The following is a 26,853-nucleotide window of genomic DNA, read 5'->3' as shown; positions in this document are numbered from 1 at the left end:
CGCGTGCAAGTGGCGCCGGCCAACCTCGCCGAGCATGCCAGTCCGTCGGCGGCGCCCTCCGGGCCTGGACGGCGGCTTCGAGATCACCACCCCGGCCCTGCCCCCCGCCGCTCCCTGACGCCCAGAAACCCGTGACGCATGGAACGGGCACCATGAGACGACAAGAACGGACGCCATGACCATCCGCGTGCTGCTCGCCGACGACCAGGCCCTCCTGCGGGCCACGTTCCGGATCCTGATCGACTCCTGTGACGACATGGCGGTGGTCGCCGAGGCCACCGACGGCGCCGAGGCCGTCGCCCTCGCGCGCGTGCACCGCCCCGACCTCGTCCTGATGGACATCCGCATGCCCGGCACCGACGGCCTGGCCGCCACGTCCGCGATCTGCTCCGACCCCGAGCTGTCGGACACGCGCGTGCTGATCCTCACCACCTTCGAGATCGACGAGTACGTCGCCGAGGCGCTGCGGGCCGGCGCGAGCGGCTTCCTCGGCAAGGACGTGACCGCGGACGCGCTGCTCGACGGCATCCGGACCGTGGCCGCGGGCGACTCGCTGCTCTCCCCGCTCGCCACGCGCGCACTGATCACGCGTTTCCTGTCCGCCCCCGCAGGGGATGCGCGGCCGGCGGCGTCCGAGGACCTCGGCGCGCTCACCGCCCGCGAGCGGGAGGTGACGGCCTGGGTGGCGGAGGGCCACTCCAACGAGGAGATCGGCGAGAAACTCTTCGTCAGCCCGCTGACCGTACGCACCCATGTGCACCGCGCGATGACGAAGCTGGGCGCCCGCGACCGGGCCCAACTCGTCGTCATCGCCTACCAGTCGGGGCTCGTGCCGACATCGCCGGCTGCGGAGCGATGAGAACCGCGGGCCACGGCCTCAGCCTGCGGAGAGTTTGTCCAGCCACTGTTCCAGCAGAGCCGACTCCGCCGGTGTGAACACCGGGGACTGCGCGGCCCGCAGGCGGGCCGCGAGCGTCGCGGCAGCGACCGGGACGGCGTCCTGCTCTCCGGGCTCACCCGGGCCGGCCGGGCGGGTCAGAGAGTCGAGCACACTGTCACGCAGCCGTTCGGCGAACTGCGCGTCCGGATACTGCTCGGGCCTGGTCAGCATCGACAGGGCCGCGCCCACATTGGCGGACATGATCATCTGGGTGGCGAGCGCGGGCGGGACGGTGAGCCGGCCGGCGGCGGCGCAGCGTTCGAGGATCCCGTGCAGCAGGGCGTGCGCCTCCTGGGCCGCCGCGGGCGGGGCCGTCAGCTCGGGCGAGTACATCAGTCGGTAGTGGTTGGGGTGCTCCAGCGCGAAGCTCATGTGGTTGTCCCAGCCGCTCCTGAGGTCGGCGACCGGGTCGTCGCTGGGCCGCGCCGCCCGCTTGGAGGCGAGGTATTCCTCGAAGCCCCGGTCGACGACGGCGGCCAGCAGCCCGGCCTTGTCGCCGAACAGCCGGTACAGCATCGGAGCCCCCACCCCGGCCGCCTCGCACACCGCACGCGTGGAGACATCGGCGACCGGCGCTTTGGCCAGCAGGTCCGTGGCCGCTTCCAGGATTTTTTCCCTCGCATCCATGCGTCCACGGTACGGCATGCGTAGCACCGATACGAAATTGGGAATATCGTCGCTACGATCCTGTGTTATCGTCGATACGAAATCTTCGTAGCAGCGATACTCAGCGAAAAGGTGCAGCCATGACCACTCACTCCCCCACTGCCCGGCGTGTCGCGATCGTGACGGGCGGATCGCGCGGCATCGGCCGGCAGGTCGCCGAGCGGCTCGCCGCCGACGGGTTCGCGGTCGTCGTCGGATACGCGGGCAACAAGGACGCGGCCGACGACGTCGTACAGACCATCGAGGCCGCAGGCGGCTCGGCATACGCCGCCCGCGCGGACGTCGGTGACGAGGCGGCGGTCGCCGCCCTCTTCGACCTGGCGGAGGCCACATACGGCGGCATCGACACGGTCGTGCACGCGGCCGGACGGATGCCCCTGTCCCCCATCGCCGAACTCGACCTCGCTGAGCTCGACGCCCTTTACCACACCAACATCCGCGGCACGTTCGTCGTCGACCAGCAGGCCGCCCGCCGCCTGCGCCCCGGCGGAGCCCTCATCAACTTCTCCACCTCGGTGGTCGGCCTCGCCTTCCCCGGCTACGGCGCCTATGCCGCGAGCAAGGGGGCGGTCGAGGCGCTGACGCTGATACTCGCCCGGGAAATGCGCGGCCGTGACGTGACCGTGAACGCGGTGGCGCCCGGCCCGACCGCCACCGATCTCTTCCTCGATGGCAAGGACGAGGAGACGATCGCCCGTCTGGCCGCGCAGCCTCCGCTGGAACGCCTGGGGACGCCGCAGGACATCGCGGGCGTCGTGTCCTTCCTGGCCGGCCCCGAGGGCCGCTGGATCAACGGACAGGTGGTGCGGGCCAACGGCGGCATCATCTGATGCCCGCGCCGTCCTTCGAGAAGCCAAGAGTTCGAGAGTTCGAAAGGAACAGTCGTGACTGACAGCAAGGTCGTTCTCGTCACCGGCGCCTCCAGCGGTTTCGGCGCCCTCACCGTCCGCGCCCTGGCCGAGCGCGGACACACCGTCTACGCCGGCATGCGCGCCCTCGACAGCCGCAACGCTCAAGCCGCCGCCGACCTGGCCGCCCACGCGACCGCGCACGAAGTCGACCTGTACGCCGTGGAACTGGACGTGACACGGCAGGACAGCGCGGACGCGGCCGTCGCCCGCGTCGTCGACGAACAGGGCCGCCTCGACGTCCTGGTCCACAACGCCGGGCACATGGTGCTCGGCCCGGCCGAGGCCTTCACCCCCGAGCAGCTGGCGGACGTCTACGACACCAACGTGCTCGGCACCCAGCGCGTCAACCGGGCGGCCCTGCCCCGGCTGCGCGCGCAGGGGCAGGGACACCTCGTGTGGATTGGCTCCTCCAGCACCCGCGGCGGCTGCCCGCCCTTCCTCGCCCCGTACTTCGCGGCGAAGGCCGCCATGGACGCGCTCGCGGTGAGCTACGCCGCCGAGCTCATCCGGTTCGGGATCGACACCTCGATCGTCGTGCCGGGGGCCTTCACCTCGGGCACGAACCACTTCGCCCACGCCGGCTCACCGGCCGACGCCGACCGGGCCGCCGCCTACGACGTCCGCTACAAGGCGCTGATGGACGACGTGAACGTGCGGCTGGCCGGGCTGATACCGCCGGACGCGGACGTCGCCGAGGTGGCCGAGGCAGTCGTGCGGACCGTCGAACTGCCGCCCGGCAGGCGGCCGTTGCGGGTTCACGTGGATCCGAGCCGCGACGGCAGCGAGGTCGTCTCCGCCGTGGCCGACCGCGTCCGCGCCGAGTTCTTCCGCCGGGTGGGCCTCGACGACCTGCTGACGCCGGCGAGCAGCCTGTAGGCAGCGCCCATCACAGCCGCCCGCAGGCAGCGCCGTTCAGGGGAACCCGGCCGTCGGGGCGAATGGCGGCGGAGCACACCGTCGACAACTCACCCCGTGACGCTCCCCCTGATCCCGCCCATGCTCGCTACGCCCGGCTCGCTGCCGCCCGCCGCGCAGGACTCCCGCTGGGCCTACGAGACCAAGCAGGACGGCCAGCGCGTGGTGGCCTACCTCGAAGGGGACGGCGGCATCCTGCTGCGGGCGCGGTCCGGGGAGGACATCACCGGCGCGTATCCGGAGCTGCGGCCGCTGGGCGAGGCGCTCGGTGCGACGCCTGCCGTGCTCGACGGGGAGGTGCTGGCACTGGACGAACAGGGCCGCGCCGACTTCCAGTTGCTGCAACCCCGCATGCAGCTGGCGCACGCACCCGGCAAAGCGGCACGACAGGCGGCGAAGGCACCCGTGCACCTCGTCCTGTTCGACGTGATGCATCTGGACGGACGGGACCTCACCGCACTCCCCTATGCCCGACGCCGCGAGCGGTTGGAGCGGCTCGCTCTCCGCGGCCCGTTCTGGTCCACCCCGGCCGCCCTCGTCGGGCACGGCGAACAAGCCTTGCAGGCCACGCGTGAACACGGCCTGGAGGGCCTGGTCTGCAAGCGGCTGGACTCGCCGTACGAGCCCGGCGTGCGCTCCCGGTCCTGGATCAAGATCCGCAACATGCGCAGCGAGGACGTCGTGGTGGGCGGCTGGCTGCCCGGCAAGGGAAGGCTGTCGGGCCTGCCCGGAGCCGTCCTGGTGGGGCAGCGGGCCGCGGGGCGGCTGCGGTACGTCGGGAGTGTGGGCACCGGGTGGAGCGAGGCCGAGCGGTCGCAGCTCGCCGCGCTGCTGCGGGCCGCCGCGACCGACGTGTGCCCCTTCGACCCCGTGCCGTCGGTAGCGGGGGCCCGCTGGGTGGTGCCCCGGCTGGTCGGCGAGGTCCGCTACAGCACCCGCACCCGGGCGGGACTGCTGCGCCAACCGTCCTGGCTACGACTGAGACCCGACCTGGCGCCCGAGGACGCGGCGGCCGACATCCCCGACGACGCCGGCTGAACCCATCCACCTTGCACACGGGTCCGGGGTGAATCGACGGTAGATACGCCGTCACGCGGGATGCCCGGGGCTGATGTCCCGGGCGTCGTCGAGCCGGAGCAGGGGTCCTTCCGCGCGGCTGCCCCAGTCCTCGGGGGTGAGGACGAAGCCGACGTGGTCACCGCCGTCGACGCGCTGTTCCACGCTGCCGACGAACCAGGCGGCGGCCTCCTCCAGGAGGACCGCGCCGCCGTGTCCGCGCGTCCACGGCACGTGCGCGAACTTGTCGGTCCGATCACCCGTCCGGCCGCCGAACAGGGCTGCCAGCTCGTGCTGTTCACGGGTGAGCAGATGAACGGCCAGGCAGTCCGCGGCACGGGCCACGGCGTAGGTGTGATTGGCCCTGGAGATCCACACCACGAACCGCACCGGCCGGATGGAGCACTGGGAGGAGAAGGAGACCAGACAGCCCGACCGCTGCGCGCCCGCCGCGGCGGTGACGACACACATGTCGGGACTCAGGCGGCCCATGAACGCGTCGAGGTCCGTCATGTGTCCTCACTCCTCGCCTTCGGCAGCGCACCGCAAACCCGGTTCGGGATCACCGCGGCCCGACCGTCACAGCGGTGTGCCGGGGTCCTCGGGCCGGATGCGGCCACGCCAGCCGCCGGTGGCGCCGCCCTCGCGCTCCACGTAGTCCTTGAAGCGGTTCAGGTCACCCTTCACCCGCCGGTCGATCAGTCCCAGTGCGTCCGCGCTCTGCTCCGCGACCCCGCTGGGTTCGACCTCCATCACGAGCTCCACGCGGGTGTGCGTGTCGTCCAGTCGCTCGAACCGGACCGATCCCCTCTGCTGCGTGTCGCCGCCGACGGACCGCCAGGTGATCCGGTCGTCCGGCAGCTGGTCCACGATCTCGGTGTCGAACTCGCGTCGCACCCCGCCGATGCTGGTGGTCCAGTGGTTGTGCCGGTCGTCGAGCTGCCTGACCTCCTCGACGCCCTCCATGAACTTCGGGAACTCCTCGAACTGGGTCCACTGGTTGTACGCCATGTGCAGCGGAACCTGCACGTCCACTGCCTTCTTGACCGTGCCCATCGTTGCCTCCTTGCCTGCTCCTTGCCGGGGCCGGCCGCGCCGGGCGACCGGTCTCCTGCGCGTGTGCGTGGCACCGGGTACCCCGCAAAGGCGTCGGTCAGCCCATGCGGGGAACCCGGTGGGTCATGGCTGAGCACCCAGAACCCGAGGATGTCGTGCTGTCGACGCACGAACGGCTTGCCCTGCGGAACATCGAAGCGGAACTGAGCTGCGACCGGCGCCTCGCCCGAAGCATGCGCGGCCACGCGGGCCACCGGCTCCGGCTCGCCCGAAAGATACGCGGCCACCCCGCCTCCCGGCTCTGGCTCCCACTCTCGGTGGCCCTGCTGGCCTGCGCCTCCCTGTTCCTCGTCGTCATGGGGATCCGCACCGCGGACCCGGCCGTCATCTGCTGCTTCGCCGCCCTGTGGCCCTTCACCGTGTTGCAGGCCTTCCGGCTGCTGCGCCGTGCGACCAGGGGCGGAGGCCGCATCACCTCGTGGCGGTGATCCCCGCGCGTGTGTCCGGGGCAGCGCTGGGGGAACTCGGCGCTCATGACCGCTGAGACGGAAATCCACGGATCTTACTGGCTCGAGACGGCGCCCCCGGGTGAACCCGCTCCCCCGCCGTCCGGCGACATCGCCGTCGACGTCGCCGTGGTCGGCGGTGGCATCGCAGGCCTGAGTACGGCGTGGGAACTGGTCCAGCAGGGACGCGAGGTGGCCGTACTGGAGGCGGACCGCCTCGCCGCCGGGGTCACCGGCCACACGACCGCCAAACTGACCGCACTGCACACGCTCACCTACGACCACCTGCGCCGCACCCGCGGTCCCACGGGGGCACGGCTGTACGCGGACTCGCAGACCGCTGCGATCCGGCACGCCGCCGAGATCGTCGACGAGCTCGGCATCGACTGCGACTGGGAAGAGGCCGCGGCCTACACCTACGGCGAGCAGCCCCGGCTCCTGGGAAAGCTGAAGGCGGAGACGGAAGCGGCGCGGGAGGCGGGCCTGGCGGCCGAGTTGGTGACCGAGACCGAGCTGCCCTTCCAGGTCGCCGGTGCGGTCCGGGTGACGGAACAGGTCCAGTTCCATCCCCGCAAGTACCTGCTGGCCCTCGCCGACGACCTGCGCCGACGCGGAGGTGCCGTGTACGAGCGCACACGCGTCGTGGGCCTCACGGAGGGCGAGCCCTGCGTCCTGGAGACGGACGCGGGAGTTTCGGTGCGGGCGGACGAGGTCGTGATCGCCACCCACTACCCGGTCTTCGACCGTGCGCTGCTCTTCACCCGGCTCTCCCCGCGGCGCGAGCTGGTCGTGGCCGGGACCATCGACGAGGACCGGGCGCCGCGCGGCATGTACATCACGCCGGAGCAGAACACACGGTCCGTGCGCAGCGCGCCGTACCGTGACGGGAAACGCCTGCTGATCGTCACCGGCGAGCACTTCACTCCCGGCACCACCGATGTCGAGGCGGGATTCGCACGACTTTCCGCCTGGGCCGTAGGCCAGTTCCCGGGGCTCACGATCAGCTACCGGTGGGCCACGCAGGACAACGACGCCACCGACTCCGTGCCGCTCGTCGGGCCGCTCTGGCTGGGCAGCCGTCACACCTACGTCGCCACCGGGTTCGGTGGCTGGGGGCTGAGCGGCGGCATCATGGCGGGCCGTCTGCTCAGCGATCTCATCAATGGCCGCGAGGTCGCCTGGGCCGGCCTCTACGATCCCCGCCGTCTGATCCCGGTGGTCCGCGAGGGAGTGTCGTTCCTGAAGCATCAGGCGCAGGTGGCACGGCACTTCGTCGGCGACCGGCTGCCCGCGCTTAAGGGGCCCCCGACGGCGGACATCCCCCGGGGCGACGGTGCCGTGGTGCGGGTGGGAGGGCGGCAGTGCGCCGTGCACCGTGACGAGAAGGGTCAGCTGCACGCCGTCTCGGCCCGCTGCACCCACCTCGGCTGCCTCGTGGCGTTCAACCGCGCGGAACAGGCCTGGGAGTGCCCCTGCCACGGCTCCCGCTTCGCCCCGGACGGGCAGATCCTCCAGGGCCCGGCCGTACGGCCGCTGCAGCAGCGCGACATCTAGAGACGACCACCTGCGGTATGCACCGCGGCTACGCGGGCTCAGCCGACCGCTGCGCTTCCCGCACCGGAAGGTGGTAGACGTGAAACGCCCGCTGGATGACCGGCTGAGCCACGTTCCGCACCTGTACTCCGCCGCTGGTCATCCCGCGCTCGGTGCCGGCATGGGCGTGTCCGTGGACGGCGAGGTCGGCGCCCTCGGCGTCGATCGCCTCGGCCAGCAGATAGCTGCCGAGGAACGGGTAGATCTCCAGCGGCTCGCCCGCCAGGGTGTCCGGCACGGGTGAGAAATGTGTCAACGCGATCCGCACGTCGCACTCCGCCCGGGCAAGTTCCCGCAGGCCGGTCCGCAGGCCGTCCGCGCACCGGCGGGAGTAGCGGACGAACTCCTTCATGACGGGCTCGCCGAACTCTCCCGCGCACCTGCCCGCGAAGCCGCCCCCGAACCCTTTGGTCCCCGCGATCCCTACCCGGATGTCGCCACTGGTCACCACGGCGGATTGCCCTTCCAGGACCCGTACGCCGGAGTCCTCGAGGACGGCCGTCACCTCGTCCGGGCATCCGCCGTGATGGTCGTGGTTGCCGAGGACCGCGACGACCGGGACCGCCAAGTCCTCGACCTCCTTGGCGACGACCAGGGCCTCCTCCGGTGTGCCGTGGCGGGTGAGGTCGCCGGCCAGCAGCAGAAGATCCGCGCACTCGGGCAGCGTCTCGAACGCGGGGCGGAGCACTCCGTGGCTCTCCGGCCCGAGATGGATGTCCCCGACGGCTGCGACCCGGGTCATGCGAGGTCCTCCGCGTCGTCGGGCGGGGTGGTTCGCGCGGTGACGATGTCGCAGTGCAGCGGCACGTCCGGGAAGGCCTCACGGGCGATGCGCATGATGTCCTCACGGCACTGGGCCGAGGGGACTGTGCCGGTCAGCAGGACGGCCTCGCCGCGCAGTTCGGCCCGTACACCCAGTTCGCCGGGGAGACCGGCCGCGAAACGTTCGGTCAGGTGGGCGACCCGGTAGTCGAGGCCTGCCGGGGTGCCGGAGGACGGCTGGACGGCGTGCTCGCTCATGGCTGTTCCTTCGAGGATTCGGCTCGCTGCTCCGGCTCGGCCTCGATGACGTCCAGGCGCTCCAGGAGGAACAGGAAGGCTGCGGGCATGGGCTGGTCGCCGCAGGTTCGCCGGACCTCCTGCCAGTCGACCTTCTCCCGCAGCGAGCGGGCGACGGGGAGTACGGCCCCGAAGTCACAGTGGTGTTCCGAGAAGGCCTTGAGCAGACTCACCAGCATGTCCGTCGGCGACAGTACCGGCATGCGGACCGAGTCGACGGGCAACTCCTGGGCGCGTGAGAGCAGTTCCGGGGTGACGGGGTGGTCGGACAGTTCGAAGATGATGTCGACGCTCTGTCCGAGGCAGCTTGCCTTCAGCAGCCAGTCCTCCGGGGCGTGGTGGACGGTGAGACCGCCCTCGCGCAGGGTGGCCGCCACGGCGTCGGCGTCCTCGGGGAGGACACAGAAGTCGGCGTCGTGCTGCAGCCTTCCGCTGACGCCGTGGGCGTAGGCCGCCACGCTTCCGGCCAGGGCGAATCTGTGCTCCTTCTGCTTGAGGAGGGCGGCGACCTGTTTGGTCGCCTCCAGGATCGCCTGGGTACGGTCACGGGGCAGATCCGCGTCCCGCCCCGGGGCGGCCAGCGGCTCCCCCGGGGCGAGGTGCAGGCCGGTGGGGCCCGAGTCGTCGGCGCGGGCCGCGCCGTGCGCGTTGTGCACCATGGGCGCTCCCTTCGCGGTTCCCGGCGTCGGGGCAGGACACGAAACGGGTGTGCCCGCCCCCGCCCGTGTGTACCTCCGGGTACCCCCGGCCACCTGCGCGACACGGTGCGGACCCCGTGTCGGCAACGGTGTCAGCCGTCGCCCTCCCGGCCGGGCGCGGCCCCGTTGAGATGAACGATGAGCAGGGCCAGGTCGTCGGCGAGGTCGGAGGCGTGACGGATGAGGGTGTCGGCCATGGCCTCGGGGTCTTCGGGATCGGTGCGTGCAACGAGTGCGGCGAGCGTGCCGATGGCGTCGTCGAGGTCGACGCCGGGCCGTTCGACGAGCCCGTCCGTGTACAGGACGAGGACGCAGCCGGGATGCAGGGGGAACTCGGCGGCCTGGTAGTCGGCCTGTTCGTCGATGCCGAGGAGCAGTCCGGGGGGCGGGCTCAGGACCTCGGTGTGGCCGTCGGCGTGCCGCAGCAGGGCGGGCGGGTGGCCGGCACTGGCCAGGCACACGCTGTGGCGGCCCAGATCCAGGTGGGCATAGAGGCAGCTGGCGAACCGGCCGGGGTCCAGGCCGACGAGCAGCCGGTTGGTCCGGCCGAGCACGTCTCCCGGGGAGGCTCCGGCCGCCGCCTGGCTGTGCACGGCGGTGCGGACCTGTCCCATCAGGGCCGCCGCGTCGATGTCGTGTCCCTGGACGTCCCCGATCGCGGCGGCGGCCGTGGTGTCGTTCAGACGGATCAGGTCGTAGAAGTCACCACCCACCTCCACCCCGTGGCCGGCCGGCCGATAGCGGGCGGCGACCCGCAGCCCGGGCAGGGAGGGCAGGTGCCGGGGCAGCAGTGCGGCCTGGAGCTGATGGGCCACGGCGAACTGGGTGTCGTAGAGGCGGCCCCGTTCGAGGGCCTGGCCGACGAGACCGGCCAGCGCGGTGATCACCGCCCGCTCGGTGGGCGGGAAGTGCCGGGGGCGGTCGTAGGCGAGGACGAGCGAGCCGACGGCCCGGCCGGAGGCGATCAGGGGGAGAAACGCCCAGGAGGTCTTGTCGTCGAAGTGGACTGCTTCGGGATACGACCGCCTCAGCTCGTCGAAGCCGCGGAAGAAGTGCGGGCTGCCGGTCTCCATCACCCGCACGGCGGGCGTGTCGGCGTTGAGGGGCATGTGGTCGAAGCGTTCCATGAGTTCGGCGTCGTAGCCGCGGAAGCCGAGGATTCTCAGTCTGCCGCCCCGCGGCGCCATGACGGCCATGGCCGTGGCACCGAGGGCGGGCATGAGCTGGTCGGCGGCCTGGTCCACCACGTCCTGGACGCCGAGCGCCTCGGTGAGCGTGGCGGCCATGTGCATCAGGTGGTACAGGGAGCCGGCCCGGCTCGGACCGCGCGCGGCGGGCTCGGCCGTCCCGGCGGAGTGGGTGGGCGCACTGGGGGAACCAGCCGGGTTCGGCGCCAGTTCGTCGCGGGGGTCACCGCGGGTGATCCGCACGCTGATGCCGGAGGGGTCCGGGTAGAGCGCGAAGGACAGCCGGGTGTCCGGGGGGCGCACCGCGCTGAAGTTGGTGGGACGTTCACTCACGAGCGCCGACCGGTAGGAGTCCTCGATCTCGGGGACGTCCATCCACGGCAGCGCTTCCCAGGGCAGGGCGCCCAGCAGGGTGTCGGCGTCGGCGCCGAGCAGGTGGGTCGCCTCGGGCGTGACGAAGGTGAACCGGCCGGTGTCGTCGAGCGCGCACGCGCCACCCGGCAGCCTGGCGATGAACGCCGCCTGCTCGCTGCCCCCGGCTCGCAGAGCACGGGCTCGGGAAGGATGCGGCAGGATCCGAGGTTCGCCCGGCGGCGGCAGGGCCTTGTGGTCCGCCGCGTGGTGCAGCAGACGACCGAGTCGCCGGCAACCGGCCTCGATGACCGTGCGCTCCGCCCCGCTGAGCCGCGGCGGATGAGCGGCCGGCCACAGCAGTACCAGTCCGCCCACGACCGAGCCCCGGGCGGCGAGCGGAGCGGCCGCCAGAGTGAAGGCGTACGGCAGCACGAGTGAGGTGCGCGGGTAGCGGCGGGCCATGTCCTCCATGTCGCTGATCCACACCAGGCGACCGGCGCGCACGGCGTCCGCCACCGGGATGGAGTCCGCGAGGCCCACGCGGGTCCACGGAACGGCCATTTCACGGGGAGCCCCTGTCAATGCCACCAGCCACAGGGCGTCACCGTTGCGCGGCAGGACGTAGAGCAGGCCCCTGGACGCCCCGCAGTCCCGGACCACGTCCAGCAGCGCCGTGTCCACCGACTCGGGTGCGACATCCGCCGTAGCGTCGCTCTGGCTCACAGCACCTCCTGTCGAACATCCGACGAGTTCCCAGGTCGCCCCGCCCAAAGCAGGGTCGGCGGGCAGCGCTGCAGACCTTCGGGGCCACGCGGTCTGCTGGGGACGGGGCGTCCAATCATCCCGTTTTGGTGATATCCGATCAGCGCAGGGGGACTCGGACGTCATGACTTTCACCAATCCTGATCCCGAGGCCCGTCCACGCGAAGTGCGCATGGCGGCCATCTTCCCCGCCTTCGCCCTGGAGCTCATCCTTTGATCGCTCTCACGTTGCCGAGGAAGATGCGGGACGGAGCAAGAGCGGTACAACGCGCGTGGAGACAGCCGGGCAGGGAGCGGGATCTCGCCGCGCAGGCACTGAAGGCCGCCTTCGCCGCCTGGGCGTCCTGGGCGGTGGTGGGCTGGTGGCTGCACGCGCCCATGGCCTTCGTGGCGCCCTGGGTGGCGATCCTGCTCGTCGAGTCGACGGTCTACCAGTCCGTCGCCCATGCCCTGCAGCAACTGGCGGCGATCGCCTCGGGAACCGTCATGGCCACGGTGCTGGTTCTGCTCATGCACAACAGGATCGGCGCCATGGGACTCGTCCTCCCGCTGGTGGTGCTGCTCAGTTCGTGGTCACGGCTCGGACGGCAGGGGATATACACGGCCACCGGCGCCCTCTTCGTCCTCACCGACACACACGTCGGTCTTTCGGCGTGCGCGGCCCGGATCGGCGAGGCCGTGTTCGGAGCGGCCGTCGGCATCGCGGTCAACGCGCTGATCCGGCCGCCCGTCTATCTGCGCCATGCGCACGCAGCGATCCATGAGGCCGCGCAGGAGACGGGCAGGCTCCTCGAAACGGCGGGCGGCCGTCTGGTCGAGGGGCAGTGGGACGTCCACGAGACGGAAGCCTGGCATCGGCAAGCCTTGCACCTCCAGCACCTCGTGACGCGGTGCCGGACGGCGGTCGGCTGGAGCCGGGAGAGCCTGTGGGGCAACGTACGCCGCCGCGCCCATGCTTCGTCACGGCCGACCAAGGACTACGAGAACGCGACCGTGGTCCTGGACCACGCGGCCGTGCACACGACGGAACTCACCCGCACCCTGCTCGAGGCGGCCGCCCGGGACCGGCAGGCGCACTGGTCGCGGCTGCCCCTGATCCGCGCTTACGCGGACTTCCTGGCCCACGCGGCCCGGATCGTGCGGCTCTCCGCGGACGGCGGAGCCGGCCAGGGCCGGGAAGACACGCTGCGGCAGACGCTGCGGGAGATGCGCGCCGCGATGGACGGCCTGCGCCGGCAGCTGCCCGACCTGGTCCGGGGCGAGCCCGAGGAGGCCTCGGCCTACGGCGCTCTGCTCCTGCAGGCCCAGCGGCTGGCCGTGAACCTCGAGGCGTCGGCGCGGCAGGAGGCTCCCCCCGGGCACGTCTGAAGCCGCCTGCAGTTTTGTGCAGGGGGGCCAGGGAACTCGTCCGGCACGACATCGGGACCCGTGCGGTGCGGTGCGCACCTCAGCCACACGAGCTGAGGGCGTGTGAAGCCGCCCTGGTGACACCCGGCCGGTGTCGGTTCTCCCGGTGCCATCGGTTGGAGTACTGGTGGATCATGTCTGCTGACGGTGCTTGCGGTGACAGGGGACCGTCCGAGGCCGAGGAACGCGCGCGGGTCACCGAGACGCTCACGGCCGCGGCCAAGGGCCTCGGTCCCGACGACGTACCCCAGGCGCTGTGCAGCGCCTGTGTGGAACTGCTTCCCGTCACCGGCGCGTCCGTGTCGATCGCGAGCGGCCCGACGGTGCGGGCCACCTGGTGTGCCAGCGACCCGACGGCGGCCCGGCTGGCGGAGGCGCAGTACACGCTCGGGGACGGCCCTTGCCAGTCCGCGATCGAACGCGCCGCCGCCGTGCTGGCGGACGACCTGACCAGGGCGCCGGACGCCGGGCGGTGGCCGGTCTTCGCCCACGAGGCCGTCGAGCTGGGCGTGCGGGCGGTGTTCTCGCTGCCGCTCGGACTGGGCGGGGCGACGATCGGCACGCTCGACCTGTATCGCCACACGCCCGGCCCGTTGTCGGCGCGCGACCTGCGGATCGCACTGTGGGCGCGGGACGCCGTCACGTTCGCCCTCATGAACCTTCATGCCCGACACGACGCGGACGAACGAACGAGCGAAGAAGGAGTAGCGTCGTGGATGGAGGCTTCCGAGGCCGACCACAGTGAGGTCTACCAAGCGGTCGGCATGGTGATGGTGCAGCTGAATCTGGGCGCCGAACAGGCTCTGGACCGGATGCGCGCACGGGCGTTCGCCCAGGGCCGGACGGTGACCGAGGTGGCGCACGACATCCTCGTACGCACGCTCCGGCTCGGGTCCGAGGCCGAAGACGGCAGCGAGGACGCCCGCCGGCGGGACGCCGGGGACGGCCGACGAGAGGGCGATCGGTGATGAACCGGGAACAGCAGCTCGCCGAGGCGCTCGTCGGGCTGGCCGACTCCCTCGCCGACGACGTCGACCCCGTCGTGCTCCTCGATCGGCTGGTTCTCCACTGCCTGGACCTCGTGGGCGCCGACGCCGTCGGGGTCATGATCGCCGGACTGCGCGGGGAGCTGCGTCTGATGGCCGTCACCGACCAACGGGCGGCTCTCACGGAGTTCTTCCAGCTCCAGACCGACGAAGGCCCCTGTGTGGACTGCTACCGCAAGAGCGAGCGCATCGACGCCCCGGACCTCGGCGACAGCGCCCACCGCTGGCCGCATGTGGCCCCGTACGCCCGCGAACACGGCTTCCGGTCCGCGCATGCGCTGCCCATGCGCGTGCACCACCAGACGGTGGGGGCCCTGAACCTTCTGCTCACCACTCCCGGCGGACTGCCCGCGCTCGATCTGCACCTGGCTCAGGCGCTGGCCGATGTGACCACGGTCGCCCTCGTCAACTGGAGTCCGCACGCGCTGCGTCCCACCGACGTCAGCAGCAGTGTCCAAAGGGCGGTGGCCGCCAAGGCGACCGTCGACATCGCCACCGGCATGATCGCCGAGCACGGCGGCCTCTCCCTGCCCGACGCCCGCTCCGCCCTGGCAGCCTGGGCGACCCGCAACGGCCGCCGGCTCACCGACGTCGCCCACGGTCTCGTGCAGCGCACCGAGCCCTTGACGGACGTGCTGAGCGATCCTCCCTGACGATCGCGGCCGCCGTCACCTCTTCCCGGCTCGGCGTCTCAGCTCGTCCCTGCTCGGCGTCTCAGCGGGCCACGGCCGTCGCCCACAGCGCGGCCACGACCACGACGGCGGCTGCCGCCGTCATGACGCCGCGCAGCACCGGCGACCACCGCTCCACCACAGATGCGCCCTGCCCGCCGCCGTCGCGGGCCCGGACGGCGGACATGTGCCGCGGCGGCCGATGCGCTTCCTGATGCATGTGCCCCACTCCCTCGTTCCGGACGGCCGGGCGGGTTCCCGCCGCGGCGCCTTCCATGCCCGTGTCCCGCTAGGGCAGTGGTGTGCCTCCGGTCGCGTTGAGGATCTCGGCCGTGACGAAGCCGGCCTCCTGGGAGGCGAGGTAGACGTAGGCGGGGGCCAGTTCGGCGGGCTGGGCGGGGCGGCCCAGCGGGCTCTGCTTGCCGAACTCCACCGTGTCGGGCAGCGTCGCGGGAATCAGGGGCGTCCACACCGGGCCCGGCGCGACGGCGTTGACGCGGATGCCGCGCTCGGCGAGCATCTGTGCCAGCCCCTGCGTGAAGGTCACGATCGCGCCCTTGGTCGTCGCGTAGTCCAGCAGATGCGGACTGGGCTTGTAGGCCTGCACCGACGTGGAGTTGATGACACTGCCGCCCTTCGGGATGTGCGGCAGGGCGAACTTGGTCAGCCAGAACATGCCGTACACGTTGGTGCGCATGACCCGGTCGAACTGTTCGGTCGTGATCGCCTCGATGCCGTCGGGCTGCGACATCTGGTAGGCCGCGTTGTTCACCAGGACGTCGATGCGGCCGAACTCCGTGACGGCGCGCTCGATCAGCGCCCGGCAGTTGTCCTCCTCCCGGATGTCGCAGGCCACAGCCACCGCCTTGCGTCCGGCGTCCTCGACGAGCCGGGACGTCTCGCGTGCGTCGTCCGCCTCTTCCTCCAAGTAGGTGAAGAGGACGTCGGCGCCCTCGCGTGCGAAGGCCAGTGCGACCGCCCGCCCGATGCCGGAGTCGCCGCCGGTGACGACGGTCTTGCGGTCCTTCAGGCGGCCTGCGCCCCGATAGGTCTCCTCCCCGTGGTCGGGCGGCGGGTCCATGGGCCCGGTCCACCCCGGATGGGGCTGGTCCTGCGCCGGGAACTCGGGGCGCGGGTGCTGGGTCGTAGGGTCCTGCTGCGTGTGCTGGGAATCGGTCACGTCGGCCTCCTGACCTGGGGGGCGGCTCCGGACGGCCACCGGGTTCCCGCCGGGCCGCGGCCGAAAAGCCCGAGGTGGTCGAGATCGCCCGGGCGCCGTCGACGGACCCGGCGGGATCGCCCTACGCCGCTGCCGCCGGCCGGTCTCCCAGGGCGGTCCGCCCTGGGACGACACGGTGGAGGGGGCCAGGCCGTGTCGCGCGGCGAGCTCCGTGGTGGTGGCGGGAACCGCCAGGTCGGCCGGCACCGCGGCCTGCCGGTGCCCCAGGAGGCGGGCGAGGGCGGCGGGCGGGTGCGGGGCCGGGGTGCTGTGCTGCGGGTGGCGCCGGGCCGTACCGAGTCGGTGCCGGCGGCCAACTCGGCCGCGTTCAACGTGCGCGTGTCCGCGGGATCCCTGCTGGGTGGCGCTCTCCGGCCCGTCGTACGGGTGCGCGGCGCCTTTCCGGTCGGCGGGCCGCTCACCGCCGGGGCGCTCGCGTCGCTGATCCGGCCGCAGCCCCGGGACTCGCCGGCCGGTGTGCGCACGCCCGTCGTCCCTGCCGAGTGATTCGGATCCCCAATGGGGCGGTAGCGGTCAACGACCCTCTGGCGACGGTCTATCGTGGCCGCATGTCCGTCCCCGAAATGATCCGCATCGTCTCCCGTGACTCGCCCATGGCGCTGGCCCAAGTGGAGCGTGTGCGCACCGAGTTGGCGGTCCTGTATCCCGGTGTGCGCACCGAGGTCGTGCCGGTGAAGACGACCGGTGACAAGTGGATGGGTGTCCTGTCCCAGGTGGAGGGCAAGGGGGCGTTCACCAAGGAGGTGGACGCCGCGCTGCTCGCGGGTGAGGCCGATCTCGCCGTGCACTGCCTCAAGGACGTGCCCGCCGACCGGCCCCTTCCGGCCGGCACGACGTTCGCCGCGTTCCTGAAGCGGGACGACATCCGTGACGCCCTGGTGCACCCGGACGGCCTCACCCTGGACGAGCTGCCGGCCGGCACCCGCATCGGCACCTCCGCGGTGCGCCGGGTGGCCCAGCTGGCCGCCACCCACCCCCATCTGGAGTGTGTGCCGTTCCGCGGCAACGCCAACCGCCGGCTGGCGAAGCTGGCGGCCGGCGAGGCGGACGCGCTGCTGCTGGCGGCGGCCGGTCTCGAACGCATCGGACGCCAGGACGTGATCAGCGAGGTGCTGTCGCCGGACACGGTGATGCCGTCCATCGGCGCGGGCATCCTCGCCCTGCAGTGCCGTGAGGGCGACCGCGACCTCATCGACGCGGTCAGCGCGCTCGGCGACCCGCACACGCATCAGGAGGCGACCGCGGAGCGGATGTTCCTGCACGTCCTGCAGGGGCACTGCAACAGTCCGATCGCCGGGTACGCGCGCGTGGAGGCCAATGGCGAACTGTCGCTACGCGCCTGTGTGTTCACCCCGGACGGCAAGACCCGCCTGAACGCCCACGAGTGGGCCGGGCGGCTCGACCCGGCGACCCTGGGCACCTCGGTGGCCGTGGCGCTGCTGCGCCAGGGCGCCCGCGAGATCATCGACGGCATCCCGCACTGAGCGGGCCCCGGGCCGGGCGGGGGTCAGGCGGTGCCCTCTTCGGCCTGGTCCCGGAGGAAGTTGCTGACCTGGTGCGCCAGGCCGCCGTCCCGGCCCGTGCCCGGGTGGGCACCGACGGACTCCTCGTGCAGACCGATGCCGCCCGTCCACAGCCGGCGGTCGGTCCACTCCTCCTCGACCCGCAGCTGGATCTGCACGTCGACCTGGCTCAGGCAGGCGTCCGGGCCGGCCGCGTACAGCACGGCGGTGGCCCGGCGCAGCGGGTAGACGTCGAAGCCCTCGATGAACTGCGAGTTGCGCCAGTCGATGAACGCGGCCTCCCCGTCGGGGCCCAGGCGCACGTCGATCTGGCCGTCCTCGAGGTGGATGCCGAAGGAGCGGCTGCCGCGGTTCTCGACGGTGACCCGGAGGCTGAAGTACGTCAGCCCGGCCGCCGCGTCGTCCCGTCCGCGTGGGGGCTCGGCGGCTTCCAGACGGTGGACGCGGACACGCAGGCCGGCATGCTCGTCGTACTCCTGCCAGTCCCCGACCACGTTCGGCTCGTACACAATCCACCTCATCGACCTCAGAGAGCTGCTTCCTATCTGTGCGCTCAGGGCACTGTCAAATGAGCAGAATGGGCTGTGGCCAGCGCATTCACCCCCTTTGATCACTGATCAAGCCGTGCGCAGGAACAACGGTCGGAACACGCCCCACGTACGCGCACGTGTGCGTGGGGCACATCACGTTCCGCGGGCGTCTTCAGCGGGCCAGTCGGCCGAGGAGCGAGGAGGCCGCGGCGATGCCGAGCGCGGCGGCCACGAGCAGCACCGCGAAGTCGAGGGCCACGTGCGCATGCGTGCCGAGGAGGAGGCCGCGCAGGGCGTCCACCTGGTAGCTCAGCGGGTTGACCTTGCTGACGGCCTGGAGCCAGCCGGGCATGACGGACACCGGGTACAGGGCGTTGGAGCCGAAGAACAGCGGCATCGTGATGGCCTGCCCGAAGCCCATGAGGCGGTCGCGGTTGAGGACGATGCCGGCGATGCTCATCGACAGGCAGGAGAAGAACGCGGACCCCAGGACCACGATCGCGGCGACCCCGAGCAGCTTCAGCGGGTTCCAGGTCAGCGCCACTCCGAGCACCGCGGCGATGAGGATGACGACGACGGCTTGGATCAGGGACTTCACTCCGGCCGCGAACGCCTTGCCGGTGATCAGGGCCGAGCGCGGGGTGGGCGTGACCAGCAGCTTGTTGAGGATGCCGGCGTCGCGCTCCCAGATGATCTGGATGCCGTAGAAGATGGCGATGAACATCGCGGACTGGGCGATGATGCCGGGCGCCAGGTAGTCGACGTAGGGGATGCCGCCGGTGGGGATGGCCTTGATGCGGGTGAAGGTCTGACCGAAGATCAGCAGCCACAGGGCGGGCTGCACGGCGCGGGTGTACAGCTCCGTGCGGTCGTGGCGCAGCTTCTGCAGTTCGACGGCGCACATCGCGAACACGCGCGCGGGCAGCAGCCGCCAGCCCGCGCGGGGCCGGGGCGGTCGCAGCAACAGGTCGATGCCGGGTGCGCCGGTGGGGTCAGCCGACGCGGTGCGCGGTGCGGCGGGTGCTTCGGACATCGCGGAAACCTCCTGCCTGGTCGTCCAGTCCGCTGCCCGCGACGTCCCGGAAGACGTCCTCCAGGGTGGGCAGCGGGTCGGTGGCCGCAGCGCCCGCGGCGCGCCGGCGCTCTCCGAGCCCCTCCCTGAGCTCGTCCGGGGTGCCGAGGGCCCGGATGCGGCCGCGGTGCATCAGGGCGACCCGGTCGCAGTACTGGTCGGCCTCGTCCATGTAGTGGGTGGTCACCAGCACGGTCATGCCGGTGGCGGCGCGCACGGCGTTGATGTGGTCCCACACTCCGGTGCGGGCTATCGGGTCGAGACCGATGGTCGGCTCGTCGAGGATCAGCAGCCGTGGGGCGCTGACCAGTGCCTGCGCGAGTTCGAGGCGGCGGACCATGCCGCCGGAGTAGGTGCCGGCCAGCCGGTCGGCGGCGTCGGCGAGGCCGACGGCCGCCAGGGCCTGGCCGACGCGGTCGGCGCGTTCGGTGCGGGGCACGTCGAAGACGCGGGCGAACAGGGCGACGTTCTCGCGGCCGGTGAGTCCGGCGTCGGCGGACAGCTGCTGTGGCACGTATCCGAGCAGGCGCCGTACGGCCATGCGGTCCTTGGCCGCGTCGTGGCCGAAGACGTGGACCATTCCGGCGGGGACCGGCAGCAGGGTGGTGATGCAGCGGATCGCGGTCGTCTTTCCGGCGCCGTTGGGTCCGAGCAGGCCGAAGACCTCGCCCTCGGCCACCGACAGTTCGAGTCCGTCGACCGCGTTCGTCTCGCCGAAGGCGTAGGCGAGTCCGGTGCAGGTGACGGCCTCGGCCTGCCCGGTGTCGGCGTTCCGCGTCATGTCTGTTCGGCCTCCTCGTGCAGGGTGTCGGCCAGCCGGCGCAGGGCGGGGATCGCCGTGCGCAGTGCCTCCCGGTCCGTGTCGTCGAGGCGGGACAACCCGCCGCGTACGAGTTCCGCGCGCCGTTTGCGCCATTCGGCGAGCCGGGCCTCGGCCGCGGGCGTCGGCATCAGCCGGGCGGCGCGCCGGTCGGCGGGGTCGGTCTCGCGGACCAGATAGCCCTGCCGGGACAGCTGGTTGACCAGCGTCGAGACCGAATTGCCCGCCAGGTACAGCTCTTTGGCGGCGTCGGATATGCCGATGCCGGGCCGGGTGACGACCAGGCGCAGCAGCTCCACCTCGGCGCCGCGCAACTGCGGGGCGATCTGCGGGCGCAGGCGGCGCCGGACCAGCCGCTGGACCCCGATGAGGGCGTCGATCAGCTCGTCCGGGAAGGCTTCGGTTTCCATATCAGCAGATTATCTCTGTAGCAGAGGTAATGAACCCAAGGAACGGTCAAGCACCCAACATTCATCCAGAATGTCGCGTTTGTTTGTGATGTACAGAATCCGGGCATCAGTACCTAGTGCTTCGGACAGGAGGCACGTCCGTGGGAGCGGGTACGGCCCCGGATGTCTCCGCAGGTCCGAGCCGCATCTCCCATGGCGCCCGTCCCCCTATGCACCGCCTCAGGGAGGTGCGCACCATGCGTGTCGCCAGCGCCAGCACGAAACCCCATCCGCACGACGACGCACCCGACACCGCCGAGGCCTTCGCCCGGCTCGCGCGGCTGTCCGAAGGGCCGCAGCGCAGGCAGCTGCGGGACCAACTGGTCCAGGCCTGGCTACCGATGGCCGAGCGGATCGCCGTCCGGTTCAAAGGGCGCGGAGAGTCACTGGAGGACCTCTACCAGGTCGCGGCCCTCGGACTGGTCAAGGCGGTCGACCATTACGACCCCGCCCGCGGCCACGCCTTCGAGGCGTACGCGGTGCCGACCATCACCGGCGAGATCAAGCGGCACTTCCGCGACCACATGTGGACACTGCATGTGCCGCGCCGGGTCCAGGACCTGCGCAACAGGGTGCGGCAGGCCGCGAAGGAACTGTCCCAGACCACACCGGGGAGCAGACCCACCGTCGCCGAGATCGCCCGGCAGGCCCACCTGAGCGAGAGCGAGGTGCGCACCGGGATGGAAGCCCTGGAGTGCTTCACCGCGCTCTCGCTGGACGCGGAGATGCCCGGCACCGACGGATACGCCCTGACGGACGCGATCGGCGGCCCCGACCCGGCCTACGACGTCGTCGTCGACCGCGTGGCGGTCAGGCCGTGTCTGCAGGCGCTCCCGGAGCGCGAGCGCACCATCCTGTATCTCCGCTTCTTCGGAGGCATGACGCAAAGCCGCATCGCCCAGCAGCTCGGCATCTCCCAGATGCATGTCTCCCGGCTGCTCAGCGGCTGTTTCGACCAGCTCCGCGCGGAACTCCTCGCGGAGACCGGCTGAACGTTGCGCCGTTCGGCCCAACGCGGCCCCGTCGCCTCACCGCTCCGGTGGGGCCTCGGGGATCTGCGTGGGGCCGTAGCGGTCCAGGGCGTCCTCGAGTTCGGCCTTGATCTCCGGGGGCAGGTCGCCGTTGCGCCCCCAGATGAGAATGAGCTCGGCGACATTTCGGAGCTTGATGTTCGTGTGCTGTGAGACGTCCTTCAGCACCGCCCATCCCTGGTCCGGCGTCACCCGGCCCAGCGCGACCATCATCCCGATCGCCTGGTCCACGACGGCGTGCGAGACGATCGCTTCCTTCAGCTGATCGACTTCTTCCTGCAGCGCGAAGATGCGATCCGTCTCGTCGGCAGGTTCATGCGGTACCTGTGCCACTCCTCCATAGTGGCACTCACCCTGCCCGTCGCCACCGGCGGCAGCCGCCACGGCACCCGTTTCGACCCCCCTCACGGGGTACTCGGCAGGCGCATCGTGCGGTTCCGGTTGGACACTGGTACCAGACCGGTGGCCGCCGATCGACGAGACCAGGACGCAACTGCCATGAACCATGACACCCCACGCCCGCGCGGCGTGACGCGCATCGTCACCTCGGCCTCCGTGTTCGGGGCGCCGTGCTGGGTGAGCCTGACCAGCCGCGACGTCGACGCCACCGAGGACTTCTACGGAGCCGTGCTGGGCTGGGAGTGGCGCTCCGCCAAGCTGGGTGACCGCTTCCGGATGGCCATGGTGGACGGCACGCCCGTGGCCGGGATCGCCGCCGTCGCCGACATGTGGCAGATGGCGGTGGCGTGGACGCCGTACTTCGCCGTGCCCAGCGCGGACGAGGCCGCGGCACGGGCCCAGGAACGGGGCGGCACCGCCGCGGTCGGCCCGATCTCGTTCCCCCCGGGGCGGGCGGCCCTCCTGGCCGACCGGGACGGGGCGACCTTCGGGATCTGGGAGGGGGTGCTGATCGCCGACTGGGAGAAGTGGCGGCACGCGGCCCCCACCTTCATCAGACTGCACACACGCGACGCCTTCGACGCCGCGATCTTCTACGGCGAGGTACTGGACTGGGCCTCCGGGCGGCCCGGCAGCTGCGAGGTCCTGTACGAGGGCGGCGAGGTGGTGCTGCGCAGCCAGGGCGACATCGTGGCGCGCATCGAGTCGGGGGCCCTGGGGGCGGCGCCCGACCCCACCATCCGGCCCCACTGGCAGATCCACTTCGCGGTCGAGGACGTGGCGGCCTGTGTACGGGCCGCCGAGGTGCACGGCGGCAGCGTCCTGTCGAAGGGCAGCGACGAGGCCGTGCTGCGCGACGCCGACGGCGCGCAGTTCACGGTGACCTCGCGCCGCGAACGCTGAGGTGACGTCCCGCTGGGTCAGCCCGGCGCCTGTGGAAGTGCCACGTTGTGTCCTCGGTCGGCTTCTAGCGCCGTCGTGACTTGCCGCGCCCCGCGGCGGAGCCGCCAGTCGATACAGCCCCGCGCCCCTTCGCGGCACAGGGGGGTCTCGACAAGAGCACCAGGCTGCGGCGCTCGACGAGGAGCCCGGTGTTCGCCTTGTACTCCGACTCGTCCGGCGGCCCGTGCGGCTCGGCGGTGTCGATCAGCGTCGTCCAGCGTTCGCCGTACGTGACGTCCGGCAGCCGGAACTCCACCGGTTCCCAGTAGCTGTTCAGCAGGAGCAGGAACGAGTCGTCCACGACGGGACGGCCGCAGTCGTCGGGTTCGGCGATGGCGTCGCCGTTGAGGAACACGGCGACCGAGTGCGCGTCGGAGCGCTGCCAGTCCTCCTCCGTCATCTCCTGCGCGTCCGGCGCCAGCCACACCAGGTCCGGCAGCGGCCGGCGGGGGTGGGTCGCGGTCTCGCCGCGGAAGAAGCGGCGGCGGCGCAGCACCGGGTGGGCGGCGCGCAGCGCGATGACGTACCGCGTGAACTCGGCGAGGTCCCGCTGCTCCTCGGTCAGCTCCCAGTCGACCCAGGAGACTTCGTTGTCCTGGCAGTAGGCGTTGTTGTTGCCGTGCTGGGTGCGGCCGAGTTCGTCGCCGTGGCCGATCATCGGGATGCCCTGCGAGAGCAGCAGGGTGGCCAGGAAGTTGCGCTGCTGGCGGGCGCGCAGTTCCAGCACGCCCGGATCGTCGGTGTCGCCCTCGACGCCGCAGTTCCAGGACCGGTTGACGCTCTCCCCGTCCCGGTTGCCCTCCCCGTTGGCCTCGTTGTGCTTGTCGTTGTACGAGACCAGGTCGCGCAGGGTGAATCCGTCGTGCGCGGTGACGAAGTTGACGCTGGCCCGGGGGCGGCGCCGGCTGTGCGCGTAGAGGTCCGCGGAGCCGGTCAGCCGGGAGGCGAACTCGCCGAGCGTGTGCTCGCCACCGCGCCAGAAGTCCCGTACGGCGTCGCGGTACTTGCCGTTCCACTCCGACCACAGCGGCGGGAAGTTGCCCACCTGGTAGCCGCCCTCCCCCACGTCCCACGGCTCGGCGATCAGCTTGACGCGGCTGATCACCGGGTCCTGCTGGATCAGGTCGAAGAACGCCGACAGCCGGTCCACCTCGTGGAACTGCCGGGCCAGCGTGGCCGCGAGGTCGAAGCGGAAGCCGTCGACGTGCATGTCGGTGACCCAGTACCGCAGCGAGTCCATGATCAGCTGCAGTACGTAGGGGTGACGCATCAGCAGGCTGTTGCCGGTGCCGGTGGTGTCGTAGTAGTGGGCCCAGTCGCCGTCCACCAGACGGTAGTACGAGGCGTTGTCGATGCCGCGGAAGGAGAGCGTGGGGCCCTTCTCGTTGCCCTCGGCGGTGTGGTTGTAGACGACGTCGAGGATGACTTCGAGGCCGGCCGCGTGCAGCGCCTTCACCATCGACTTGAACTCGGTGACCTGTCCGCCGCGGGTGCCGTGGGCGGCATAGGCGTTGTGCGGGGCGAAGAAGCCGATCGTGTTGTAGCCCCAGTAGTTGGACAGGCCGCGGCCCTGCAGCACCCCGTCCTGGACGTACTGGTGCACCGGCATCAGCTCCACCGCCGTCACGCCCAGTTTCGTCAGGTGCTCGACGACCGCGGGGTGCGCGAGTCCGGCGTAGGTGCCGCGGAGTTCGGGCGGGACGTCGGGGTGGGTGCGGGTCAGGCCCCGTACATGCGCCTCGTAGATCACACTGTCGGCGTACGGCTGCCGCGGCGGGCGGTCCTCGCCCCAGTCGAAGGCCGGATCGGTGACCACGCCGAGCATGGTGTGCCCGGCGCTGTCCGACCGGGACCGGCCGTGCGGTGCGCGCTCGAAGAGGGAGGCGTGGTTGTCCACCTGCCCTTCGACCGCCCTGGTGTACGGGTCGAGCAGGAGTTTCGCCGGGTTGCAGCGATGGCCCAGCTGCGGATGCCAGGGGCCGTGCACCCGGTAGCCGTAGCGCTGTCCCGGCCCGACGTCCGGCAGGTAGCAGTGCCAGACGAAGCCGTCGACCTCGGTCACCGGGACGCGGTGCTCCCCGCCGTCGTCGACGAGGACGAGTTCGACGCGTTCGGCCACCTCGCTGAAGAGCGCGAAGTTGGTGCCTCTCCCGTCGTAGGAGGCACCCAATGGATAGGGGTGCCCGCTCCAGACGGGCACCCCTGGCTTGCGGCGGCGCTTCGCCGTCACCGGGCATCCTCCAGGATGCCGTCCGACTCGCGCACCTGCCCGGCCAGGGCCACGGCAGGCATCTCGCGGGGCACCTGGAGCACTTCGCGCAGACTCGGCGCGGGCGCCAGGGGCACCAGCGGCACCCGTTCGCCGGCCCTGGCCCGCTGCGAGAACCAGATGACCTTGCTGCCGGTGTCCGTGGCGCAGCAGCCCCAGCCGTCGCTCATGGCGGCGATCCACTGCAGACAGGAGCGCAGGTCCTGGTCCGGACGCAGGTCGCAGTCGTTCTCCCCCACGGCGGTGATCAGATGCTGTCCGTTCCACCACATCTCGACCGAGGTGTTCTTGTCCGTGGCGTGCTCGTCGATGGCCTGCAACAGCAGCTCGGCGCCGCTGCAGACGGGCTCGACCAGTGTCTCGAGGTCCCAGAGGCGGAGATGCGCGGCCAGGATGCGCCGTACCTGTCCGACCCGTTCGGGGCTGACTTCCACATCGAGGTGGTAGTAGCAGGGCACTGCGGTCTTCATCTTCGTGGCTCCTCACCCGCGAAGCTCCCGCTCCTTCTCGCCCCTGTGGGACGAGCCCCGAACGCGAAGCGTGAGCGTTGATCGCTTCTGAGTCACCTCAAGAGTGGGTGAACTAGACCATTCGTGCAACCGGAGCGCACAGCGGGGGCGATGGAGCCCACCAGGCATAGTTGAAGATCCAACAAGACGCTGAGTCGCCACCCGTGCACCATGTGTGAAGACCTCGAGACCCGTAACGGATCCGTGCGTGCCCACGCGCGGCCGCCCGACGGTCGGGAGACGTGCGATCGAGCCCCGGAGAAAGTGAAGAGCGTCATGCTGCTACCGGCCAAAGCCGAAGTGGCCCGGCAACTGAGGCGGTACCGGGCCTGGGAACGCGTCATGCTCGCGTCTCCCGCCGACCGCGCAGTGCGCGCCACCTTCGAGGACTCGGGCTACACCCTGTGCGTGCTGATGGGCAAGCGCTGCGCCCGCGAGGCCGCGGACGCCGCCGAGCGCTATCTGGGGTCCACCCTGGGCGCCTATCTCCGGGAGCAGAACGACCGGCCCCGACCGGGTGCGGCCGACCGGCGCGGCCCCCCGCAGGCGCAAGAGCATTTCGCCGCAGGGAGGTAGACCCCCCTGCGGCTCAACGCATATGTCGCAGTTTGTATCCCTCGACCGGGCCGAAGGCTCGGTCTCCAGCACGGCGGAGGTGAGACCCATGAGTTCGATTCCGGCCATCGGCCGCATCCCGGTGCGGGACGTCCATCCGGCGGTGGAGTGCGGAAGGCGCCCGGCCAAGGCGGTCGTCGGGGAGACGTTCCAGATCACCGCGACCGTGTTCCGCGAGGGCCATGACGCGGTCGCCGCCAACGTCGTCCTGACGGATCCGGAGGGCCAGCACGGCCCGTGGACGCCGATGCGCGAACTGGCCCCCGGCTCCGACCGCTGGGGCGCCGAGGTCACCCCCACCTCCGCGGGCCACTGGACGTATCGGGTGGAGGCCTGGAGCGATCCGGTGACCACGTGGCGGCGCACCGCCCGCATCAAGATTCCGGCGGGCATCGACACCGGGCTGGTGCTGGAGGAGGGCGGCGACCTGCATGAGAGGCTGGCCGCCGGCGTGCCCGAGGGCCCCGGGCGCGATGCGGTGCTGGCGGCGGCGGAGACGCTGCGCGACGACTCGCTGCCGGTCGCCACCCGTCTGGCGGCGGCGTTGACGCCGGAGGTGGACGCGGTGCTGGCCCGGCATCCGCTGCGGGAGTTCGTCACCGCCTCGCAGAGCCTGCCGCTGCTGGT

Annotated in this window: 31 protein-coding genes; 15 read left to right on the top strand and 16 right to left on the bottom strand. The window is 71.4% G+C overall.

Annotated features, from left to right (window positions below):
- Positions 1-175: 175 nt before the first annotated feature.
- The gene (locus tag ABT254_RS19285) at positions 176-859 is read left to right on the top strand and encodes a response regulator transcription factor (protein WP_351471218.1); all 684 of its coding nucleotides are present in this window, start codon (positions 176-178) and stop codon (positions 857-859) included.
- An 18-nt stretch (positions 860-877) separates the two neighbouring features.
- On the opposite strand, the gene ABT254_RS19280 is transcribed toward ABT254_RS19285, so the two are convergent.
- Positions 878-1,567, bottom strand: a complete 690-nt coding sequence (locus tag ABT254_RS19280) for a TetR/AcrR family transcriptional regulator (RefSeq protein WP_351471215.1) — start codon at positions 1,565-1,567, stop codon at positions 878-880.
- 119 nt (positions 1,568-1,686) lie between these two features.
- Here ABT254_RS19280 and ABT254_RS19275 point away from each other — a divergent pair, with 119 nt between their 5' ends.
- From ABT254_RS19275 to ligD, 3 genes are all read left to right on the top strand, one after another.
- A complete protein-coding gene (locus tag ABT254_RS19275) occupies positions 1,687-2,436 on the top strand; it encodes an SDR family oxidoreductase (RefSeq protein WP_351471212.1) in 750 nt (249 codons plus the stop codon).
- A gap of 54 nt (positions 2,437-2,490) precedes the next feature.
- On the top strand, positions 2,491-3,393 hold the full coding sequence (locus ABT254_RS19270; protein ID WP_351471209.1) for an SDR family oxidoreductase: 903 nt from the start codon (positions 2,491-2,493) through the stop codon (positions 3,391-3,393).
- Positions 3,394-3,489: 96 nt separating this feature from the next.
- On the top strand, positions 3,490-4,470 hold the full coding sequence (gene ligD, locus ABT254_RS19265) for a non-homologous end-joining DNA ligase (protein ID WP_351471206.1): 981 nt from the start codon (positions 3,490-3,492) through the stop codon (positions 4,468-4,470).
- Positions 4,471-4,521: 51 nt separating this feature from the next.
- On the opposite strand, the gene ABT254_RS19260 is transcribed toward ligD, so the two are convergent.
- Together ABT254_RS19260 and ABT254_RS19255 are read right to left on the bottom strand one after the other, a co-directional pair.
- Positions 4,522-5,001, bottom strand: a complete 480-nt coding sequence (locus tag ABT254_RS19260) for a flavin reductase family protein (RefSeq protein ID WP_351471203.1) — start codon at positions 4,999-5,001, stop codon at positions 4,522-4,524.
- Positions 5,002-5,067: 66 nt separating this feature from the next.
- On the bottom strand, positions 5,068-5,544 hold the full coding sequence (locus tag ABT254_RS19255; RefSeq protein WP_351471200.1) for an SRPBCC family protein: 477 nt from the start codon (positions 5,542-5,544) through the stop codon (positions 5,068-5,070).
- Between the two features lie 125 nt (positions 5,545-5,669).
- On the opposite strand from ABT254_RS19255, the gene ABT254_RS19250 reads away from it, so the two are divergent.
- Positions 5,670-6,032 (top strand): DUF3040 domain-containing protein, encoded by a 363-nt coding sequence (locus ABT254_RS19250; protein ID WP_351471197.1) that lies wholly within the window; start codon positions 5,670-5,672, stop codon positions 6,030-6,032.
- Between the two features lie 45 nt (positions 6,033-6,077).
- On the top strand, positions 6,078-7,604 hold the full coding sequence (locus ABT254_RS19245; protein WP_351471194.1) for an FAD-dependent oxidoreductase: 1,527 nt from the start codon (positions 6,078-6,080) through the stop codon (positions 7,602-7,604).
- 28 nt (positions 7,605-7,632) lie between these two features.
- On the opposite strand, the gene ABT254_RS19240 is transcribed toward ABT254_RS19245, so the two are convergent.
- The 4 genes from ABT254_RS19240 to ABT254_RS19225 form a co-directional block, all read right to left on the bottom strand.
- Positions 7,633-8,385 (bottom strand): metallophosphoesterase family protein, encoded by a 753-nt coding sequence (locus ABT254_RS19240; RefSeq protein ID WP_351471191.1) that lies wholly within the window; start codon positions 8,383-8,385, stop codon positions 7,633-7,635.
- The gene (locus ABT254_RS19235) at positions 8,382-8,663 is read right to left on the bottom strand and encodes a BON domain-containing protein (protein WP_351471188.1); all 282 of its coding nucleotides are present in this window, start codon (positions 8,661-8,663) and stop codon (positions 8,382-8,384) included. The genes ABT254_RS19240 and ABT254_RS19235 overlap by 4 nt, the downstream gene beginning before the upstream one ends.
- Entirely contained in the window at positions 8,660-9,361 is a 702-nt protein-coding gene (locus ABT254_RS19230; protein ID WP_351471185.1) for a nucleotidyltransferase family protein, read from the bottom strand. The genes ABT254_RS19235 and ABT254_RS19230 overlap by 4 nt, the downstream gene beginning before the upstream one ends.
- Positions 9,362-9,492: 131 nt before the next feature.
- Entirely contained in the window at positions 9,493-11,664 is a 2,172-nt protein-coding gene (locus ABT254_RS19225; RefSeq protein WP_351471182.1) for a SpoIIE family protein phosphatase, read from the bottom strand.
- Between the two features lie 279 nt (positions 11,665-11,943).
- Between ABT254_RS19225 and ABT254_RS19220 the strand changes: the two genes are divergently transcribed.
- The 3 genes from ABT254_RS19220 (at position 11,944) to ABT254_RS19210 (ending at position 14,809) form a co-directional block, all read left to right on the top strand.
- Positions 11,944-13,071 carry an FUSC family protein gene (locus ABT254_RS19220; protein WP_351471179.1) on the top strand — a complete coding sequence of 376 codons (1,128 nt, stop codon included), beginning with the start codon at positions 11,944-11,946 and terminating at the stop codon, positions 13,069-13,071.
- Positions 13,072-13,244: 173 nt separating this feature from the next.
- The gene (locus ABT254_RS19215; protein ID WP_351471176.1) at positions 13,245-14,078 is read left to right on the top strand and encodes a GAF and ANTAR domain-containing protein; all 834 of its coding nucleotides are present in this window, start codon (positions 13,245-13,247) and stop codon (positions 14,076-14,078) included.
- A complete protein-coding gene (locus ABT254_RS19210) occupies positions 14,078-14,809 on the top strand; it encodes a GAF and ANTAR domain-containing protein (protein WP_351471173.1) in 732 nt (243 codons plus the stop codon). The genes ABT254_RS19215 and ABT254_RS19210 overlap by 1 nt, the downstream gene beginning before the upstream one ends.
- 61 nt (positions 14,810-14,870) lie before the next feature.
- Here ABT254_RS19210 and ABT254_RS19205 read toward each other — a convergent pair whose 3' ends face one another.
- Both ABT254_RS19205 and ABT254_RS19200 read right to left on the bottom strand, forming a co-directional pair.
- Positions 14,871-15,047, bottom strand: a complete 177-nt coding sequence (locus ABT254_RS19205) for a hypothetical protein (protein ID WP_351471170.1) — start codon at positions 15,045-15,047, stop codon at positions 14,871-14,873.
- Positions 15,048-15,116: 69 nt separating this feature from the next.
- Positions 15,117-16,007 carry an SDR family oxidoreductase gene (locus ABT254_RS19200; RefSeq protein ID WP_351471167.1) on the bottom strand — a complete coding sequence of 297 codons (891 nt, stop codon included), beginning with the start codon at positions 16,005-16,007 and terminating at the stop codon, positions 15,117-15,119.
- Between the two features lie 192 nt (positions 16,008-16,199).
- Here ABT254_RS19200 and ABT254_RS19195 point away from each other — a divergent pair, with 192 nt between their 5' ends.
- Together ABT254_RS19195 and hemC are read left to right on the top strand one after the other, a co-directional pair.
- On the top strand, positions 16,200-16,553 hold the full coding sequence (locus ABT254_RS19195) for a hypothetical protein (protein WP_351471165.1): 354 nt from the start codon (positions 16,200-16,202) through the stop codon (positions 16,551-16,553).
- A 62-nt stretch (positions 16,554-16,615) separates the two neighbouring features.
- Entirely contained in the window at positions 16,616-17,551 is a 936-nt protein-coding gene (gene hemC, locus ABT254_RS19190; protein WP_351471162.1) for a hydroxymethylbilane synthase, read from the top strand.
- Between the two features lie 23 nt (positions 17,552-17,574).
- Here the strand turns inward: hemC and ABT254_RS19185 are convergent, their stop codons facing one another.
- The 4 genes from ABT254_RS19185 to ABT254_RS19170 all read right to left on the bottom strand — a co-directional run bounded on the left by ABT254_RS19185 (position 17,575) and on the right by ABT254_RS19170 (position 20,422).
- Positions 17,575-18,099 (bottom strand): hypothetical protein, encoded by a 525-nt coding sequence (locus ABT254_RS19185; RefSeq protein WP_351471981.1) that lies wholly within the window; start codon positions 18,097-18,099, stop codon positions 17,575-17,577.
- A 193-nt stretch (positions 18,100-18,292) separates the two neighbouring features.
- Positions 18,293-19,153 (bottom strand): ABC transporter permease, encoded by an 861-nt coding sequence (locus ABT254_RS19180; protein ID WP_351471159.1) that lies wholly within the window; start codon positions 19,151-19,153, stop codon positions 18,293-18,295.
- The gene (locus tag ABT254_RS19175; protein WP_351471156.1) at positions 19,113-19,973 is read right to left on the bottom strand and encodes an ATP-binding cassette domain-containing protein; all 861 of its coding nucleotides are present in this window, start codon (positions 19,971-19,973) and stop codon (positions 19,113-19,115) included. The genes ABT254_RS19180 and ABT254_RS19175 overlap by 41 nt, the downstream gene beginning before the upstream one ends.
- Positions 19,970-20,422: a MarR family winged helix-turn-helix transcriptional regulator gene (locus tag ABT254_RS19170; RefSeq protein WP_351471153.1), complete on the bottom strand. Its 453-nt coding sequence runs from the start codon at positions 20,420-20,422 to the stop codon at positions 19,970-19,972. Before ABT254_RS19170 ends, ABT254_RS19175 begins: the two co-directional genes overlap by 4 nt.
- A gap of 236 nt (positions 20,423-20,658) precedes the next feature.
- Between ABT254_RS19170 and ABT254_RS19165 the strand changes: the two genes are divergently transcribed.
- Entirely contained in the window at positions 20,659-21,453 is a 795-nt protein-coding gene (locus ABT254_RS19165; protein WP_351471151.1) for a SigB/SigF/SigG family RNA polymerase sigma factor, read from the top strand.
- A 36-nt stretch (positions 21,454-21,489) separates the two neighbouring features.
- On the opposite strand, the gene ABT254_RS19160 is transcribed toward ABT254_RS19165, so the two are convergent.
- On the bottom strand, positions 21,490-21,825 hold the full coding sequence (locus ABT254_RS19160; protein WP_351471978.1) for an ANTAR domain-containing protein: 336 nt from the start codon (positions 21,823-21,825) through the stop codon (positions 21,490-21,492).
- 165 nt (positions 21,826-21,990) lie between these two features.
- Here ABT254_RS19160 and ABT254_RS19155 point away from each other — a divergent pair, with 165 nt between their 5' ends.
- Positions 21,991-22,794 carry a VOC family protein gene (locus tag ABT254_RS19155; protein ID WP_351471148.1) on the top strand — a complete coding sequence of 268 codons (804 nt, stop codon included), beginning with the start codon at positions 21,991-21,993 and terminating at the stop codon, positions 22,792-22,794.
- A 64-nt stretch (positions 22,795-22,858) separates the two neighbouring features.
- On the opposite strand, the gene glgX is transcribed toward ABT254_RS19155, so the two are convergent.
- Together glgX and ABT254_RS19145 are read right to left on the bottom strand one after the other, a co-directional pair.
- Positions 22,859-25,063, bottom strand: a complete 2,205-nt coding sequence (gene glgX, locus ABT254_RS19150; protein ID WP_351471145.1) for a glycogen debranching protein GlgX — start codon at positions 25,061-25,063, stop codon at positions 22,859-22,861.
- Positions 25,060-25,572, bottom strand: a complete 513-nt coding sequence (locus tag ABT254_RS19145) for a pep a2 (protein ID WP_351471142.1) — start codon at positions 25,570-25,572, stop codon at positions 25,060-25,062. The genes glgX and ABT254_RS19145 overlap by 4 nt, the downstream gene beginning before the upstream one ends.
- A gap of 315 nt (positions 25,573-25,887) precedes the next feature.
- Here ABT254_RS19145 and ABT254_RS19140 point away from each other — a divergent pair, with 315 nt between their 5' ends.
- Complete coding sequence (locus tag ABT254_RS19140) at positions 25,888-26,187, top strand: DUF5133 domain-containing protein (protein WP_351471139.1); 300 nt, start codon at positions 25,888-25,890, stop codon at positions 26,185-26,187.
- 88 nt (positions 26,188-26,275) lie between these two features.
- Positions 26,276-26,853: maltotransferase domain-containing protein (locus ABT254_RS19135; protein WP_351471136.1), on the top strand; the 578-nt coding region annotated here is incomplete at its 3' end.

This window comes from Streptomyces sp. NPDC001137 (genome assembly GCF_040298885.1).
Lineage (GTDB): Bacteria > Actinomycetota > Actinomycetes > Streptomycetales > Streptomycetaceae > Streptomyces.
This window is presented reverse-complemented; position numbering and strand designations above follow the sequence as displayed.